At 66.3% G+C, this 15608-nt stretch carries 16 protein-coding genes; 7 read left to right on the top strand and 9 right to left on the bottom strand.

Annotated elements, in window-relative coordinates:
* Positions 1-215: 215 nt before the first annotated feature.
* Positions 216-449 (bottom strand): hypothetical protein, encoded by a 234-nt coding sequence (locus tag ACZK29_RS07795; RefSeq protein WP_111203484.1) that lies wholly within the window; start codon positions 447-449, stop codon positions 216-218.
* Positions 450-621: 172 nt separating this feature from the next.
* Between ACZK29_RS07795 and parE the strand changes: the two genes are divergently transcribed.
* The 3 genes from parE (at position 622) to ACZK29_RS07780 (ending at position 4810) form a co-directional block, all read left to right on the top strand.
* Positions 622-2511: a DNA topoisomerase IV subunit B gene (parE, locus tag ACZK29_RS07790; RefSeq protein ID WP_049429545.1), complete on the top strand. Its 1890-nt coding sequence runs from the start codon at positions 622-624 to the stop codon at positions 2509-2511.
* 117 nt (positions 2512-2628) lie between these two features.
* Positions 2629-3207, top strand: a complete 579-nt coding sequence (locus ACZK29_RS07785; protein ID WP_164147341.1) for a GNAT family N-acetyltransferase — start codon at positions 2629-2631, stop codon at positions 3205-3207.
* A 109-nt stretch (positions 3208-3316) separates the two neighbouring features.
* A complete protein-coding gene (locus ACZK29_RS07780) occupies positions 3317-4810 on the top strand; it encodes a S10 family peptidase (RefSeq protein ID WP_111111341.1) in 1494 nt (497 codons plus the stop codon).
* A 359-nt stretch (positions 4811-5169) separates the two neighbouring features.
* Here the strand turns inward: ACZK29_RS07780 and ACZK29_RS07775 are convergent, their stop codons facing one another.
* Positions 5170-6291 carry an inorganic phosphate transporter gene (locus ACZK29_RS07775; RefSeq protein WP_197596921.1) on the bottom strand — a complete coding sequence of 374 codons (1122 nt, stop codon included), beginning with the start codon at positions 6289-6291 and terminating at the stop codon, positions 5170-5172.
* 13 nt (positions 6292-6304) lie between these two features.
* Entirely contained in the window at positions 6305-6931 is a 627-nt protein-coding gene (locus ACZK29_RS07770; protein ID WP_004152833.1) for a DUF47 domain-containing protein, read from the bottom strand.
* A 292-nt stretch (positions 6932-7223) separates the two neighbouring features.
* Between ACZK29_RS07770 and ACZK29_RS07765 the strand changes: the two genes are divergently transcribed.
* On the top strand, positions 7224-8528 hold the full coding sequence (locus tag ACZK29_RS07765) for a hemolysin family protein (protein ID WP_005408992.1): 1305 nt from the start codon (positions 7224-7226) through the stop codon (positions 8526-8528).
* Positions 8512-9171, top strand: coding sequence for an exopolysaccharide biosynthesis protein (locus tag ACZK29_RS07760; protein ID WP_478446871.1), 660 nt, complete (start codon positions 8512-8514; stop codon positions 9169-9171). Before ACZK29_RS07765 ends, ACZK29_RS07760 begins: the two co-directional genes overlap by 17 nt.
* A gap of 89 nt (positions 9172-9260) precedes the next feature.
* On the opposite strand, the gene ACZK29_RS07755 is transcribed toward ACZK29_RS07760, so the two are convergent.
* The 6 genes from ACZK29_RS07755 to ACZK29_RS07730 form a co-directional block, all read right to left on the bottom strand.
* Positions 9261-9758: a pyridoxamine 5'-phosphate oxidase family protein gene (locus tag ACZK29_RS07755; RefSeq protein ID WP_478446870.1), complete on the bottom strand. Its 498-nt coding sequence runs from the start codon at positions 9756-9758 to the stop codon at positions 9261-9263.
* A gap of 69 nt (positions 9759-9827) precedes the next feature.
* Positions 9828-10823 (bottom strand): LLM class flavin-dependent oxidoreductase, encoded by a 996-nt coding sequence (locus tag ACZK29_RS07750; RefSeq protein ID WP_106548961.1) that lies wholly within the window; start codon positions 10821-10823, stop codon positions 9828-9830.
* A gap of 223 nt (positions 10824-11046) precedes the next feature.
* Complete coding sequence (locus ACZK29_RS07745; protein WP_111203482.1) at positions 11047-11814, bottom strand: sulfurtransferase; 768 nt, start codon at positions 11812-11814, stop codon at positions 11047-11049.
* Between the two features lie 224 nt (positions 11815-12038).
* Positions 12039-12899 carry an IS3 family transposase gene (locus ACZK29_RS07740; protein ID WP_111202687.1) on the bottom strand — a complete coding sequence of 287 codons (861 nt, stop codon included), beginning with the start codon at positions 12897-12899 and terminating at the stop codon, positions 12039-12041.
* A complete protein-coding gene (locus ACZK29_RS07735) occupies positions 12896-13189 on the bottom strand; it encodes a transposase (protein ID WP_006388655.1) in 294 nt (97 codons plus the stop codon). Before ACZK29_RS07735 ends, ACZK29_RS07740 begins: the two co-directional genes overlap by 4 nt.
* A 224-nt stretch (positions 13190-13413) precedes the next feature.
* Positions 13414-13779 (bottom strand): DUF6164 family protein, encoded by a 366-nt coding sequence (locus ACZK29_RS07730; RefSeq protein ID WP_478446869.1) that lies wholly within the window; start codon positions 13777-13779, stop codon positions 13414-13416.
* A 70-nt stretch (positions 13780-13849) separates the two neighbouring features.
* Here ACZK29_RS07730 and ACZK29_RS07725 point away from each other — a divergent pair, with 70 nt between their 5' ends.
* Positions 13850-14284, top strand: coding sequence for an FKBP-type peptidyl-prolyl cis-trans isomerase (locus tag ACZK29_RS07725; protein ID WP_478446868.1), 435 nt, complete (start codon positions 13850-13852; stop codon positions 14282-14284).
* Positions 14271-15518 (top strand): TIGR03862 family flavoprotein, encoded by a 1248-nt coding sequence (locus ACZK29_RS07720; RefSeq protein WP_478446867.1) that lies wholly within the window; start codon positions 14271-14273, stop codon positions 15516-15518. The genes ACZK29_RS07725 and ACZK29_RS07720 overlap by 14 nt, the downstream gene beginning before the upstream one ends.
* Positions 15519-15608 lie beyond the last annotated feature (90 nt).

The following is a 15608-nucleotide window of genomic DNA, read 5'->3' as shown; positions in this document are numbered from 1 at the left end:
CGTCACCTGCGACCCGCATTGCTGGCGACCACGCATGGCCGTGCCAGCCCATTCGCAAAGGGTGGACACGCACTTACTCCCGGAAAGCCATAGTTTACAGATTGATGGCCGCCAACCCAAGAGGCAGTTGCGGCCATCACCCAAAAGAAACGCCCCGCTGGGCGGGGCGTCGGGGGGCGAATCCCTTGCGGCAAGGGCTTCAGAGGGCGGAAGCGTTACTTCTTCTTCCTCGCCTCTTCTTCCTCTTCCTGCTGCGGGGCCGGCTGGCCCTGCGCCTTCATTTCGGCATTGGCCTGGGCGCGGCGCTTGGCCTTGGCATCGGCTTCGGCCTGCGCCTTGTCGACCTGGTCACCCTGCTGCGGGGCCGGCTGGCCGGCGTTCTGCGCCACCACCAGCGGCACTGCAACGGCGGCAGCGGCCAGGATCGCAATGGTCAGCAACTTCTTCATGAGGTCCTCCTCGCGGTATGGCTTGGATGTTCCGACCCAACGGGGGTCGCCGGCGTTCAGATTCCAGCGGCTGCCATTTTACCCCCTCCCCGCCGCCGAGGCTGAACCGCAGGCGTGCAAATTCGCCGCACAGACCGCACACTTGCGCGTCGCTCCGCGCTTTAGAAGATAGATGAACGCCCGCTATAACGCCGCCGATATTGAAGTCCTGTCCGGCCTTGACCCGGTCAAGCGCCGTCCCGGCATGTATACCGACACCGCGCGCCCGAACCACCTGGCGCAGGAAGTGATCGACAACTCGGTGGACGAGGCCCTCGCCGGCCACGCCCGCTCGATCGAGATCACCCTGTACAAGGACGGCAGCGTGGAGGTCAGCGATGACGGCCGTGGCATGCCGGTGGACATCCATCCGGAAGAGAAGATCCCGGGCGTCGAGCTGATCCTCACCCGCCTGCACGCGGGCGGCAAGTTCAGCAACAACAACTACACCTTCTCCGGCGGCCTGCACGGCGTCGGCGTCAGCGTGGTCAACGCGCTGTCGACCCTGGTGGAAGTGCACATCAAGCGCGAAGGTGCCGAACACCGCATCACCTTCCGCAATGGCGACCGCGCCACCCCGCTGGAAGTGGTCGGCACTGTCGGCAAGAAGAACACCGGTACCCGCGTGCGCTTCTGGCCGGACCCGAAGTACTTCGATACGCCGAAGTTCGCGGTGCGCGCGCTCAAGCACCTGCTGCGCGCCAAGGCCGTGCTGTGCCCGGGCCTGACCGTCAAGCTGACCGACGAGGCCACCGGTGAAGTCGACACCTGGTACTACGAAGACGGCCTGCGTGATTACCTGAAGCTGGAACTGGGCGAGCGCGAATCGCTGCCGGCCGACCTGTTCGTCGGCAACCTGAAGAAGGACACCGAGGTGGTGGACTGGGCCGTGGCCTGGCTGCCGGAGGGCGAGCTGGTACAGGAAAGCTACGTCAACCTGATTCCCACCGCCCAGCACGGCACCCACGTCAACGGCCTGCGTACCGGGCTGACCGAGGCGCTGCGCGAGTTCTGCGACTTCCGCAACCTGCTGCCGCGTGGCGTCAAGCTGGCCCCGGAAGACGTGTGGGACCGCGTGTCGTTCGTGCTCTCGCTGAAGATGACCGACCCGCAGTTCAGCGGCCAGACCAAGGAACGCCTGTCCTCGCGCCAGGCGGCCGGTTTCGTTGAAGGCGCCGCCCACGATGCCTTCAGCCTGCTGTTGAACCAGAACGTGGAACTGGGCGAGAAGATCGCGCAGATCGCCATCGAGCGCGCCAGCGCGCGCCTGAAGACCGAGAAGCTGGTCGTCCGCAAGAAGGTCACCCAGGGCCCGGCCCTGCCCGGCAAGCTGGCCGACTGCATCAGCCAGGACCTGTCGCGCACCGAGCTGTTCCTGGTGGAAGGTGACTCGGCAGGCGGCAGCGCCAAGCAGGCCCGCGACAAGGACTTCCAGGCCATCATGCCGTTGCGCGGCAAGATCCTGAACACCTGGGAAGTCTCGTCAAACAGCGTGTTGGCCTCGGAAGAAGTGCACAACCTGGCCATCGCCATCGGCTGCGACCCGGGCAAGGATGACATCAGCGGCCTGCGCTACGGCAAGGTCATCATCCTGGCCGACGCGGACTCCGACGGCCTGCATATCGCAACGCTGCTGACCGCGCTGTTCCTGAAGCACTTCCCGGCGCTGGTCGATGCCGGCCACGTGTTCGTGGCGATGCCGCCGCTGTTCCGCATCGACGTGGGCAAGCAGGTGTTCTACGCCCTGGACGAGGAAGAAAAGCGCTCGATGCTGGACAAGATCGAACGCGAGAAGATCAAGGGCGCGATCAACGTGACCCGCTTCAAGGGCCTGGGCGAGATGAACCCGCCGCAGCTGCGTGAATCCACCATCCACCCGGATACCCGCCGCCTGGTGCAGCTGACCGTGGACGATCGCGAACAGACAAGCTCGCTGATGGACATGCTGCTGGCCAAGAAGCGCGCCTCCGACCGCAAGGGCTGGCTGGAGTCGAAGGGCGACCTCGCCTCCCTCGAAGTCTGACGCCGGCGCGGGGTCGGAGCCGTTTCCCGGGCGAAACGGCTCCGACCCCGGCCATCCCGCCGCCATCGGCAAACCCGGCGGCGCCATAATGCGCGTCCACCCGTGTGGACCATCGTATTGGCCAGCCACTCGTTGCTGTTCCCCGCCCTGCCGCTGCACAGCGCACGGTTGGTGCTGAGCCCGATCCGCCGTGACGACGCGGCCGCGCTGTTCACGCTGCAGTCCAATCCGGACGTGATGCGCTGGTGGAACCACCCGGCCTGGACCCGTCCGGCCGAAGCCCGCGAACAGATCGACGACGATCTTGCTGCGCACGCCGTCGGTACCCAGTTGAAGCTGGCCGTGCGCGAATCGCCCAACGGCCCACTGCTGGGCATCTGCGTTGCGTTCGCCATTGATCGCGAGGCCATGCGGGCCGAGATCGGCTATCTGCTGGCGCCCGACCGCCAGGGCCAGGGATACATGCATGAGGCCCTGCAGCAGATGCTGGGCTATCTGTTCCGCACCCTGCACCTGCACCGCATCGAAGCCGAGATCGATCCACGCAACATACCCTCGGCACATGTGCTTGACCGCCTGGGCTTCCACCGCGAGGGGGTACTGCGCCAGCGCTGGCGCATCCAGGGTGAGCTTTCGGACTCGGCCGTCTACGGCCTGTTGGCCAACGACGAAGCGGCAACCGCCCTGCCCGCTTGACCCAATCTGGCCGCAACCGGCCAGCGCGCTCGGGCATGCCTTTGGACACATCCGGTGCGGCACCCACCGGCCTAGCATCGGAACCCCCTTCCGTTGCCGATACGGTGCCATGAAGTCCCTGCTGCACACTGCCGCGCTCTGCGTCGGCCTGCTCATCGCCCCTGCCAGCGTGCTGGCCGCACCGGCCGACGCCAAACCCGACCAGAAGGATGACAAGAGCGAAGCGCCCGCGCTGCCGGCCGATGCCTCGGTCCGCCAGAGCATGCGCCTGGCCGGGCGCAGCCTCGATTACACCGCCACGGTCGGCACCCTGCCGGTGCGCGATGACAAGGGCAAGGTGATCGCCGATGTGGTGTTCACCGCCTACACGATGCCGGGCAAGGACCGGCCGGTGACCTTCGCGCTCAACGGCGGCCCCGGTGCCTCGTCGGTCTACCTCAACATGGGCGCGATCGGGCCCAAGGTGGTCACCTTTGGTTCGGAGGGTGACAGCGCATCGGCACCCGCCACCCTGCACGACAACCCCGGCACCTGGCTGGACTTCACCGACCTGGTGTTCATCGATCCGGTTGGCACCGGCTTCAGCCGCGCGCGCATCGGCGATGACGAGGCGAAGAAGCAGCTGTACAACCCCAGCGCCGACATCGAGTACCTGTCGCGCTCGATCTACGACTGGCTGCTGCGCAACCAGCGCATGGCGTCACGCAAGTACCTGACCGGCGAGAGCTACGGCGGTTATCGCGGCCCGCGCATCACCCACTTCCTGCAGACCCGGCTGGGCGTGGCGATGAACGGCCTGGTGCTGGTGTCGCCATACCTGAGCCCGACGCTGGAAGACAACGCCGACGTCTCGCCGATGGCATGGATGCAGACGCTGCCGTCGATCGCGGCCGCGCACCTGGAGCGCCAGGGCAGGCTGACCGATGCGGCGATGCGCGAGGTGGTCGAGTACACCCGCGGCGACTACGCCACCGCGTTGATGAAGGGCCGCAGCGACCCGCAGGCGACCGAGGCGATGCTGCGCCGGGTGACCGAGCTGACCGGGCTGGACCCGCAGTTCGTGCGTCGCGCCGGCGGCCGTCTTGAAACCCAGGCCTACCTGCGCGAAGTGTTCCGCGACAAGGGCACGCTGGGCAGCCGCTACGATTCCAACGTGACCGCGTTCGATCCGTTCCCGAACGATCCGGAGCAGCGTGCCAACGATCCGCTGTTGGACAGCATCATCGCGCCGACCACCACGGCGATGGTCGACTTCGTGACGCGCGTGGTCGGCTGGAAGGTGGATGCGCGCTACCAGGCGCTGAACTACGAGGTGAACCGGCTGTGGGACCGCAACGGCGAACTGCGCCAGGGTGCGGTGACCCAGCTGCGCCAGGCGGTGGCGATCGACCCGCATCTGCAGGTGCTGATCGTGCACGGCTGGAATGACCTGTCGTGCCCGTTCATGGGTTCGATCCTGACGGTGGACCAGATGCCGGCGATGGGCAGCAACCCGGACCGGGTGCAGGTGCGCAGCTATCCGGGCGGGCACATGTTCTACAGCCGGGCGGACAGCCAGGCGGCATTCCGCAAGGATGTGCAGGCGCTGTTCCAGCGCAATTGAGGGGGGCGGCCGGGCCTGCGGCCCGGCACCCGCCGGGTCAACGGCAACGGCAGAAGCAGGGTTTCCGTGGGCTGGCGAGGTGGGGTGGGGTTGCAGGACACGCCGTAAACCCGTCCTTGGGGGCTCGATGGCGCCATCCATGGCGCCAACGGTCCTGCAACCCCACCCCACCCCGCCGCTGACAGGTTCCTGCTGCTGTTGGTGGGTGCCGACCGTTGGTCGGCACGGGATCGGATCCCTGTTTCTGCTCTGGTAGGTGTCGACCTTGGTCGACACGATGTGTGCGGAAGAATTCTCTGCCCATGAAAAAAGCCCGCCGGAATACGGCGGGCTTTTTTCGTGCAACGTGTGCGTGCAGATCAGGTCCAGCCAAACAGCTCGAACAGCTTCAGGATCAGGTACGCACAGCCGCCGGCTGCCGGGATGGTCAGGATCCAGGCCCAGACGATGCGTTCGATCACGCCGAACTTCAGCGAACGCGGGTTCTTGGCGAAGCCGACGCCCATGATCGCGGTGGAGATGCTGTGCGTGGTCGAGACCGGCATGCCGAAGTGGGCAGCCAGGGTCAGGATGGTGGCCGAGCTGGTCTCCGCGGCGAAGCCGTGGATCGGGTGCAGCTTGACCATCTTGTGGCCCAGGGTCTTGATGATCTTCCAGCCACCCGAGGCGGTACCGGCGGCCATCACTACCGCACAGGTCAGCACGATCCACATCGCAATGCCGTCACCGGCGTGCGCGTCCGGGTGCATGAAGGCCAGCCAGGACGGCAGGTCGTTCAGGGCGCCGGTAGCTTCGGCACCGATCAGGGTCATGGCGATGATGCCCATGGTCTTCTGCGCGTCGTTGTGGCCGTGGGCGAAGCCCATATAGGCCGCCGAAGCGATCTGCGCCTTGCCGAAGAACGCATTGACGATGCGCGGACGGGCCAGGCGACCGATGGCGCCACCGATCTTGGCCAGGCCGGCGATCAGGCCCCACAGCAGCACCATCACCACGATGCCGAGCAGGAAACCGGCGATCGGCGAGGTGATCATCGGCACGAACACCTTCCACAGCAGGCCCTTGTTCTGCGCCCAGCTGCCAAGCCGCTCGGACCAGATCAGCGCGTCCCAGTTGTTGTGGGCCGCGGCCAGGCCGGCGCCGCAGAGGCCACCGATCAGCGCATGCGAGGACGAGGACGGCAGCCCCTTCCACCAGGTGATCAGGTTCCAGATGATGCCGCCCAGCAGGGCACACAGGATCACCTGCGGGGTGACCTCGACCACGTTGGTGTTGAGCAGGCCCGAAGCAATGGTCAGCGCTACCGCGGTACCGGTCAGCGCGCCGATGAGGTTCATGAAGGCGGCCAGCATCACCGCCCAGCCGGGCGAGAGCACCTTGGTCGCGACCACGGTGGCAATGGAGTTGGCGGTGTCGTGGAAGCCGTTGATGAACTCGAAGACGAGTGCGGCCAGGATCACCACCAGGACAAGGGTCAACATGCGGCGGCGTCCGTCAGCTGTTCTTCAACACGATCTGGTACGCCACCACGCCGGCCTCGCGGCAACGGTCGATGGCCTTTTCCAGGATCTCGAAGAATTCCTTCAGCAGGAACATCTGCAGGTTGTCCAGGCGGCCGGAATAGATGTCGCGGTACAGCTCGAGCATCAGGCGGTCGGCCTCGTTCTCCAGCGAACGCAGCTTCTCGTTCAGCGCGGTCATCCGGTCCAGGTTCATGTGGCGCAGGTCGGCCACCATCTCCACCACCACGCCAGCGGCCTGTTCCAGCATCGCCGCGCGCGGCGCGAAGTCGATGTGTTCCAGGTGGGTCGTGGCCAGCGAATAGCGATCGGCGAACTTCTCGATCTGCTTGGGAATCTTGTACAGGGCCGAACCCAGCGCTTCGATGTCTTCGCGCTCGATCGGGGTCATGAAGCTGTCCACCAGCGCCTGGCTGATCTTGTCCGAGGCCGCGCGTTCGCGCAGGCGGGCCAGCTTGAAAGCGTCCAGCGCGGGCTGGCGGTCGGCCTCGCGCAGCATGGAATGCAGCGCCTTGGCGGCGTCGGACGCCGCGACGGCGGCCTCATCGAGCAGGGTGTAGAACTGTTTGCCGGAACCGAAAATGGTCTGCAGAGAGAACATTGAGAAACCTGTCAGCCGTCGCGGGAAGGACGGCACCAGACGGAATTATGACGGCTAGATGACCATCTCGGGTATCCCCGCCCCCTTTCAAGGGCGTGGAACCCCCAACCTGAACAGGCGGTTGCCACCCTGCCACGCCCCTTTGCTAAGATGCCAGCGCGCCTTCGGGCGCACCTTATGGACGACGACCCTTATCCCCCAGCGCCGCGCCGGACCCCATTCCTGAGCGCCTGCCGCCATCGCAAGCACCCGCCCTCCCTGCCACCAACCGGGGACGACGCCCGTGTTTGAAATGATCCTGATTGTCTTCGCGCTTGTTCTGTTGAACGGCTTCTTCGCCATGTCCGAGATGTCGGTCATGACCTCGCGCAAGAGCCGCCTGAAGCAGATGGCCGCCACCTCCAAGCGCGCCGCCAAGGCGCTGGAGCTGTCGGAGAAGCCGGAGAGCTTCCTGTCCACCGTGCAGATCGGCATCACCGTGATCGGCGTGCTGACCGGCTACCTCGGTGGCGAAGCACTGGGCGAGGCCTTCGCCGGCTGGATCCAGGGCCTGATGCCGGGCTTCGCCTATGCCGGCAACATCGGCACGGCGCTGGCGGTCAGCCTGATCACCTTCATCACGCTGATCTTCGGCGAACTGGTACCCAAGCGCCTGGCGCTGACCCGTTCGGAGGCCATCGCCGGCCTGGTGGCGATGCCGATGAGCTGGCTGGCCAAGCTGGCCCTGCCCTTCGTCTGGCTGTTGTCCAAGACCACCCAGCTGGTCCTGCGCCTGTTCGGCCTGGGCAAGGATGAAGTCGCCTCGGTGACCGAAGAAGAGATCCGCATGCTGGTGGCCGAGAGCCACGAGGCGGGCGTGATCGATGCCCACGAGCGCGACATGATGAACCGCGTCATGCGCCTTGGCGACCGCACCGCCGACAGCCTGATGACCCCGCGCAACCGCATCGCGTGGCTGGATACCCAGGCCGGGCTGGAGCGCAACCTGGAAATCATGGCCGAGCACGAGTTCTCGCGGTACCCGGTGTACCGCGACAACGACATGGACGTGGTCGGCGTGCTGGAGCTGAAATCGCTGGCCACGCGCATGGCGCGTGGCGACAACGCGCTGTTCCAGACCCTGCGCGAACCCCTGTATGTTTCCGAATCGACCCACGCGATGAAGCTGCTGGAGATCTTCCGCGAGGAACAGCAGTCGATGGCACTGGTGGTGGACGAGTACGGCGAGATCCAGGGCCTGGTGACCATCAGCGACCTGATGGGCGCGGTGGTTGGCCGCCTGCAGGCGGTGGAGAACGCCGATGAGGACGCCCTGGTGGTGACCCGCGAAGACGGCTCGCTGCTGGTGGACGGCTCGCTGCCGATCGAAGACGTGCGCGAACTGATCGGCAGCAACGACCTGCCCGACGCCGAGGACGGCGACTACTACACGCTGGCCGGCATGTGCATCCATTACTTCGGTCGCATTCCGCACGCCGGCGAGTACTTCGACTGGGCCGGCTGGCGTTTCGAGGTGGTCGACCTTGACGGTGCGCGGGTGGACAAGCTGCTGCTGCGCACGCTGTCCGACGAGCAGGCCGATGAGCTCACCGCCTGAGGCCGGCCAGGGTCCGGGCGCCGAGCGCCCGGCCTACCGCAACGAGGGCATCCGCACCCTGCTGGAGATGTTCGCCTCCGGTGATCCGGCCGAGCACATGCCGCTCGGCCAGATCCTGTGCAACCTGCAGCAGAGCGCGTTCGGCGTATTCCTGTTCGTGGCCATCCTGCCCTCGTTCATTCCGATTCCGGGCATGGGCGGCGCGGTCAGCGGTCCACTGGTGATCCTGATCGGCCTGCAGATGCTGTGCTGCCTGCGCCGCCCCTGGCTGCCCGGCTTCATTGCCCGGCGCGGGCCGAAGCGCGGCACCATGCACCGCTTCCTTGACCGTATCGATCGCCCGCTGCGGCGCCTGGACAAGATGCTGAAGCCGCGCCTGCCGCAGCTGCTGACACCGCTGCCGGCGCACGCCTTCACCGGCCTGCTGCTGGTGCTGCTGGGCGTGCTGCTGTCGCTGCCGATTCCGTTCACCAATTTCCTGTTCGGCTTCCAGCTGCTGCTGTTCGCGCTGGCATTGCTGGAGCGCGATGGCGCGCTGATGCTGTTCAACTGGATCGCGGCGCTGGCGGCGATCGCCTTCTTCGGTTTCAGTTCGGGGCAGCTGGTGGGTTATACGGTGGATCTGTTCCAGCGTTGGTTCTGAAAGCCGACCACTGCGCTCGCCGGGCATGGCCCGGCGCTACCCACGATGCGCCCCCGGTAGCGCCGGGCCATGCCCGGCGGGGCGAAACCTCAGCGCAGATCAATGAAACCGTTGTCGGCCAACGCCGCCGGTTCGTCCTGCACCGCCGACAGCACGAACGTCAACGCCTTGCCCAGCAGCGTGCCCGGTCCGTCCCAGTACTCGGCACTGTCGGCGCGCACATGGATCAGGCGAAGGTTGGGGTCATCCTTGCCACCGGGGAAGAACAGCTTCATCGCCGGTGACCACAGCTCCTCGATCTTCGCGCGATCGTCAACCACGCGTGCCCGCCCCGCCACCGACAAATAGGTGTTCTTCGAGGGCGAGGCATACGCCACGTTGACCCGCGGGTCGAGCGCGACCTCGGCCACCTTCGGGCTGTCGCCGGTGATCACGAACCACAGGTCACCGTCGAAGGCGACCTGCTGGGTGGCCAACGGCCGGCTGTAGAGGCGGCCATCGACGCCGGTGGTGGTGAACATCGCCACCTCCACGTCCTTGATCAGTTCGGCCAGCTGGGTGATGTGTTCGGCACGGGTCTCGACCATGGTGGGGACTCCAGAAGGGGGAGCCCCCATCAGACGCGGATCGGCCGCAACAGGCCGTGACGCAATTGTTCAGCCCGCGTGGCGGGCATGCCAGGCGTGCATGGCCAATTCAAACGAGCGCAGGCGCGCGCGGTGGTCGTACAGGTTGGCGGTGAGCATCAGTTCGTCGGGCTTGTGCCGTTCGACGAAGGCGGCGATGCCCTCGGCCACCTGCTGCGGATCACCCAGTACGGTGCAGGCCAATGCCCGCTCCACGCCCAGCTTTTCATGCGGTTCCCAGAAGGACTCGATGTCGTCGATCGGTGCCGGAATCTTGCCCGGACGGCCGCGACGAAGGTTGACGAAACTCTGCTGCTGGCTGGTGAACAAACGCCGCGATTCGGCTTCGCTGTCGCTGGCGACAACGTTCAAGGCCAGCATCGCGTGCGGCTGTTTCAGCGTGGCCGAGGGTCGGAACTCGCGGCGGTACACCGCCAGCGCTTCGTCCATCACGTCCGGCGCGAAGTGCGAGGCAAACGCGTACGGCAGGCCCATCGAGGCGGCCATGCGCGCACCGAACAGGCTCGAACCGAGGATCCAGGTCGGCACCCGCAGCCCCCCACCCGGAACTGCCTGCACGGCCTGCCCGGGCTGTACCGGTTCGAAGTAGTGCAGCAGTTCGCGCACGTCCTGCGGGAACTGGTCGGCGCTGTCGAAGTAGCGACGCAGGGCCCGCGCCGTCGGCTGGTCGGTGCCCGGCGCGCGGCCGAGGCCAAGGTCGATACGATCCGGATACAGCGATGCCAGCGTGCCGAACTGCTCGGCCACCTGCAGCGGCGCATGGTTGGGCAGCATGATGCCGCCGGCACCGACGCGGATGCGCTTGGTGCCCCCGGCCACATGGCCGATCAGCACGGCGGTGGCCGCACTGGCGATGCCGGGCATGTTGTGGTGTTCGGCCAGCCAGTAGCGGCGATAGCCCAGCGCATCGGCGTGCTGGGCCAGTTCCAGCATGTTGGCGAAGGCGGCGGTGGTGTCACTGCCCTCGCAGACCGGGGCCAGGTCGAGAATCGACAACGGGATCATCAGGCGTTTTTCCGTCACGGGATCCCCCATGCATGGGGACGGCCAGGCGCCGCGGCCAGTGACGGTGGCGGGATGCTGATTCCCGTGGGGCAGGTTCAGCGCTGACCGGGCCGATCCGGGGTGCCCTGATCCGCGCCAAGCGCGATTGGTAGTGCCGGCCGCTGGCCGGCATACAGGGAGATGGCTTCGCAGCCGGCCAGCGGCCGGCTCTACCGGGGAAGCGTCAGAACGCGCTGGGGCGCGGCTCCGGAAGCGGCTGATCGACCATCGGCTTCAGCTCGGCATCCAGCGCCACGCGCTCATCGAACACGAAGCAACGCCCCTCGTAGCCTTCGCCGCCCACCTCCTCGAAGTATCCGAGGATGCCGCCGTCCAGCTGCAGCACGTTGTCCATGCCGTCGTTGACCATCCACAGCGCGGCCTTCTCGCAGCGGATGCCGCCGGTGCAGAAACTGACCACGGTGCTGTCCTTCAGCGCTTCGCGGTGCGGCGCCAGCGCCTCGGGTAGGTCGGTGAATTTGTGGATGGGCAGCACCAGCGCATCCTTGAAGGTGCCGTACTCCACTTCCTGCAGGTTGCGCGTGTCGAGCATCACCACCGGCTTGCCGGCGTCGTCATGCCCCTGCCGCAACCAGCGCTGCAACGAGGCCGGATCGACCGCCGGCGCGCGCGGATAGTCCAGCGGCTGACCGTCGTCGCGGCGGAAGCTGATGATCTCGTCCTTCACCTTGGCCTTCAGCCGCGCGAACGGCTGATGTTCACTGAAGCTGGTCTTGACCCGCATATCGGCGAACCGCGCGTCAGAACGCAGCGCCGTGTAGAAACCCTCGACCGCCTCCGGCGCACCCGCCAGGAACAGGTTCAGCCCCTCGCCCGCCACCAGGATCGTGCCCCGCAACTGCGCCGCCTCGGCACGCGCCAGCAACTGGTCGCACAGGGCCTGGGGAGCGTCGATGACGGCGAAATGGTAGGCAGCAGTATTGGCGATCATCCCGCCATTTTAGCGCCAGACCGCCCCAGGGTCAGATTTTCACGTTCATCCACGCATGGCGTGGATCTACCGAGGATCTGCAGATTCAGGGGTCAGAGCCCTCTGCGCATCGGAAGGATCCGCCCCCAGCGCTAGCAGATCGCGTGAAACTGTCGAAGGCGGGGCGGTGTGGATTTGCGGGGTGTGTGATCTGGCCCCCTGAAAACGGACGCCATGAAGCCGTTTCAGGCGGCAGCCCGGCGCTGCCGGGCGTAGTTGTTAGGCGAGCGGTAGCCCAGCGCCGAGTGTAGCCGGGCTGGATTGTAGAAGCCGTGGATGTAAGCAGCGATGGACTGGCTGGCTTGTTCCCTACTGGCGTAAGGCTCGGCAGCCTCTTCTGTCTTGAGCGTCGCAAAGAAGCTCTCGGCCACCGCGTTGTCCCAGCAATTGCCAGGCCGGCTCATGCTTTGGACCACGTCATGGGACTGCAGCAGCTGGCGAAACTGGTTCCCCCAGTACTGCCCACCACGATCTGAATGGAAGATCAGGCCGGGTCGTTGTGGATGCAGAGCCCAAGCATTGGCAAATGCTTTCGCCACCAGCTCTTCAGTCAGGCGCTTGGAAACGCTGTAGCCCAGCACCTGCCGGGTCTGGACGCTGATGACCACGGCCAGATGCAGCCATCCCTGGCGGGTGGGGACATACGTGATATCCCCAACCCACGCCGTCGGTCCGGTTCCGGGGGCAAATTGCCGATCCAGCAGGTTGGGGGCGAGCTGAGATGAGCCGCCGGAGGACTTGGGTCGGAATCGGCCTTTGGTCTTGCCCTGGATTCGCTCCTCGGCCATTAACCGTGCCACGCGCTTGTGGCCGACTGGGTGATTCCTGGCTCGTAAGGCCCTGACCAGCCGACGTCGCCCATAACTGCGCTTGCTGGTCACATGAATGGCCCGAAGCTCGGTACGGAGGGCCGAATCGACATCGCACGTTTGGGCACACTGCCGGCGCAGGTAATCATGGAATCCAGAGACAGAAACCCTAAGAACCCGACACAACAACCTGGTCGGGTAGTGAGTCCTTTGACTGGCGACGAAGGCGTACCTCACTTGGACTCTCTGGCAAAGAACGCCGCCGCTTTTTTTAGGATTTCCCGCTCCATCTTCAGATTGGCGTTCTCGGCCCGAAGGCGGCTGATCTCGCTTTCCAGGTCGGTGGCCGGCCTGCGAGCCTCAGAGGTCAACGACCGGCCAGCACGGACCGCGTCAAGCCAATTTGCCAGCGTCTTGACCGACATCTCCAGCTGACGGGCTGCTGCGGCAGGCCCGAGCGACTCGGCCAACTCCACGGCTTGGTGCTTGAACTCATCGGTGTAGCTACGACGGGTGATACGGGACATAAGGGACCTCCAGGTGCGATCAAAGTATCGCTTCTTGGCGTCCGCTGACGGGGGGCCAGATCAGTGAGCCGCATGGATGCGGCGACCAAGCCCCCAGGGACGGGTTCACGGCGGCCCCGCAAACCCACACCGCTACGCCATCCCACGGAATGCCTGCTGTTGCTGCTGCCGGCCAGCGGCCGGCACTACCGCGGGTGCCGGGTGTAACCCGGCCAGAAGCCCCCTTACCCCCGCAACAGCATGAACGGCAGCAGCACCAGCGCCGCCGCACCCACCATCCCCAGCAGCACCAGCACCACGTAGACCGGCCGCCGCCGGAACAGGCTGCCGAAGGTCTCGGCGGTGCCATCACGCAATGCCTGCTTACGCTCGGCGCGGATGCGCGGCCCGCGCTCGGCCTGGTACTCGTCCATCAGCGCCTTCGCGCGCGGATGATCAGCGTCCTCGCGCAGCCACAGGCCGCCGTTGGAAATGCCCCACGGGCTGGGTTCGGTGCGATACCAGGCGATGCCGTGCTGGTCGAGCAACGTGCAGACATCGGCATACTCGTCATCGCCGACATTGCGCAGATTGAGCAGTAGTTTTGCCATGGCCCCATGATACCCGGCGCCGATGCGCTACCCTTGCCGCCCTTGCCCTGCGCCCTTCCGGAGACGCCCGATGCGCCGCCTGATGCTTCCCCTGCTGCTGTCCCTCGCCGCCGTTGGCTGCTCGACCGAACCGTCCGGCCCACCGCCCGGCGGCACCCTGACCGCCTTCGAGCGCATCGATACCGTGCCCGGCACCGGCACCGAAGCCGTTGCCGGCAGCAAGGTCACCGTGCACTACACCGGCTGGATCTACGACAACCGCACCGAAACCAAGCACGGCAAGACATTTGACAGCTCCTTCAAGCACGGCGAACCGTTCACCTTCGCACTCGGCGCCGGCCAGGTCATCCGCGGCTGGGATGAGGGCGTGGCTGGCATGAAGGTCGGCGGCAAGCGCACCCTGATGATCCCGCCGGACTACGGCTACGGCGACCGCCGCGTCGGCCCGATCCCGGCCGGCTCGTCACTGGTGTTCGACGTCGAGCTGCTCGATGTCAAACCGTAATACCGCACTGCCCCAGCGGGTCGCCGTCATCGGTGGCGGCCCGGCCGGCCTGTTCGCCGCCGAGCGCCTGCGCGCCGCTGGGCTGGAGGTCGACCTGTACGAGGCCAAGGGGTCACCCGGCCGCAAGTTCCTGATCGCCGGCAAGGGCGGGCTCAACCTCACCCATTCCGATCCACGGCCGTTGTTCGACAGCCGCTACCGCGAGCAGGCCGCCGTGGTCGGCAGCTGGCTGGATGGCTTCGACGCGCAGGCACTGCGCAACTGGGCCGCCGGCTTCGGCGTGGAGACCTACGTGGGCAGCTCTGGCCGGGTGTTCCCGGTCGACCGCAAGGCAGCGCCGCTGCTGCGCGGCTGGGTGCGCCAACTGAAGGAACAGGGCGTGCGCCTGCATGCCAACCACCGCTGGATCGGCTGGAGTGACGACGGCGCCCTGCGCTTTGCCACCGAGGCGGGGGAAATCGATGTGCGCCCCGATGCCACGGTACTGGCGATGGGCGGCGGCAGTTGGCCGCAGCTGGGCAGCGACGGCGCCTGGGTTGCGTCACTGCAGGCGCGTGGCGTGGACATCGCGCCACTGCAGTCGGCCAACTGCGGTTTCGACGTGGACTGGACCCCGTTCTTCGCCCAGCGCAATGCCGGTGAACCATTGAAGCCGGTGATTGCACACTGGATCGACCTGGCTGGACAGCCGCAGTCGCTGCAGGGCGAGTGCGTGGCCAGTGAGTACGGCATTGAAGGCAGCCTGATCTACGCATTGGCCGCCGATCTGCGCGAAACCATCAACCACGACGGCCACGCCATGCTGTGGCTGGACCTGGTGCCCGGCCGCGACGAAGCGCGCCTGCTGGCCGACCTGTCACGTCCGCGCAAGGGCCGCAGCTTCGGCGAACACCTGCGCCGCCAGGCGGGTCTGGATGCGGTGAAGGCCGCACTGGTGTTCGAGAGTCTTGGCAAGGAGGCCGGCAACGATCTACCGGCCGTGGCTGCCACGCTCAAGCGCCTGCCGCTGCGCCTGCTGCGGCCAAGGCCGATGGTCGAGGTGATCAGCACCGCCGGTGGCGTGCGCCTGGATGCGATGGATGACGGCCTGATGCTGCGGGCAGTGCCCGGCGTGTTCTGCGCCGGCGAGATGCTGGACTGGGAAGCCCCCACCGGCGGCTACCTGTTGACCGCGTGCTACGCCAGTGGCCTGCGTGCTGCGGAAGGCGTGATCAGGTGGCTGGCGGAGCGGTGACGCCTGCCTTGTAGAGTCGAGCCATGCTCGACTACTTCATCGATTGAATCAAAAGCAGTCGAGCATGGCTCGACTCTACAAAAGCCGTCG

The sequence above is a fragment of the Stenotrophomonas sp. 89682_Sma genome (assembly GCF_056481405.1).
This window is presented reverse-complemented; position numbering and strand designations above follow the sequence as displayed.

Coding starts and splice junctions, on each gene's coding strand:
- ACZK29_RS07735 (WP_006388655.1), bottom strand. CDS start 13,189: ATGTCCCGTATCACCCGTCGTAGCTACACCGATGAGTTCAAGCACCAA.
- ACZK29_RS07770 (WP_004152833.1), bottom strand. CDS start 6,931: ATGTTCTCTCTGCAGACCATTTTCGGTTCCGGCAAACAGTTCTACACC.
- ACZK29_RS07755 (WP_478446870.1), bottom strand. CDS start 9,758: ATGGTCGAGACCCGTGCCGAACACATCACCCAGCTGGCCGAACTGATC.
- ACZK29_RS07780 (WP_111111341.1), top strand. CDS start 3,317: ATGAAGTCCCTGCTGCACACTGCCGCGCTCTGCGTCGGCCTGCTCATC.
- parE (WP_049429545.1), top strand. CDS start 622: ATGAACGCCCGCTATAACGCCGCCGATATTGAAGTCCTGTCCGGCCTT.
- ACZK29_RS07730 (WP_478446869.1), bottom strand. CDS start 13,779: ATGGCAAAACTACTGCTCAATCTGCGCAATGTCGGCGATGACGAGTAT.
- ACZK29_RS07795 (WP_111203484.1), bottom strand. CDS start 449: ATGAAGAAGTTGCTGACCATTGCGATCCTGGCCGCTGCCGCCGTTGCA.
- ACZK29_RS07765 (WP_005408992.1), top strand. CDS start 7,224: ATGATCCTGATTGTCTTCGCGCTTGTTCTGTTGAACGGCTTCTTCGCC.
- ACZK29_RS07720 (WP_478446867.1), top strand. CDS start 14,271: ATGTCAAACCGTAATACCGCACTGCCCCAGCGGGTCGCCGTCATCGGT.
- ACZK29_RS07725 (WP_478446868.1), top strand. CDS start 13,850: ATGCGCCGCCTGATGCTTCCCCTGCTGCTGTCCCTCGCCGCCGTTGGC.
- ACZK29_RS07760 (WP_478446871.1), top strand. CDS start 8,512: ATGAGCTCACCGCCTGAGGCCGGCCAGGGTCCGGGCGCCGAGCGCCCG.
- ACZK29_RS07775 (WP_197596921.1), bottom strand. CDS start 6,291: ATGTTGACCCTTGTCCTGGTGGTGATCCTGGCCGCACTCGTCTTCGAG.
- ACZK29_RS07745 (WP_111203482.1), bottom strand. CDS start 11,814: ATGATCGCCAATACTGCTGCCTACCATTTCGCCGTCATCGACGCTCCC.
- ACZK29_RS07750 (WP_106548961.1), bottom strand. CDS start 10,823: ATGATCCCGTTGTCGATTCTCGACCTGGCCCCGGTCTGCGAGGGCAGT.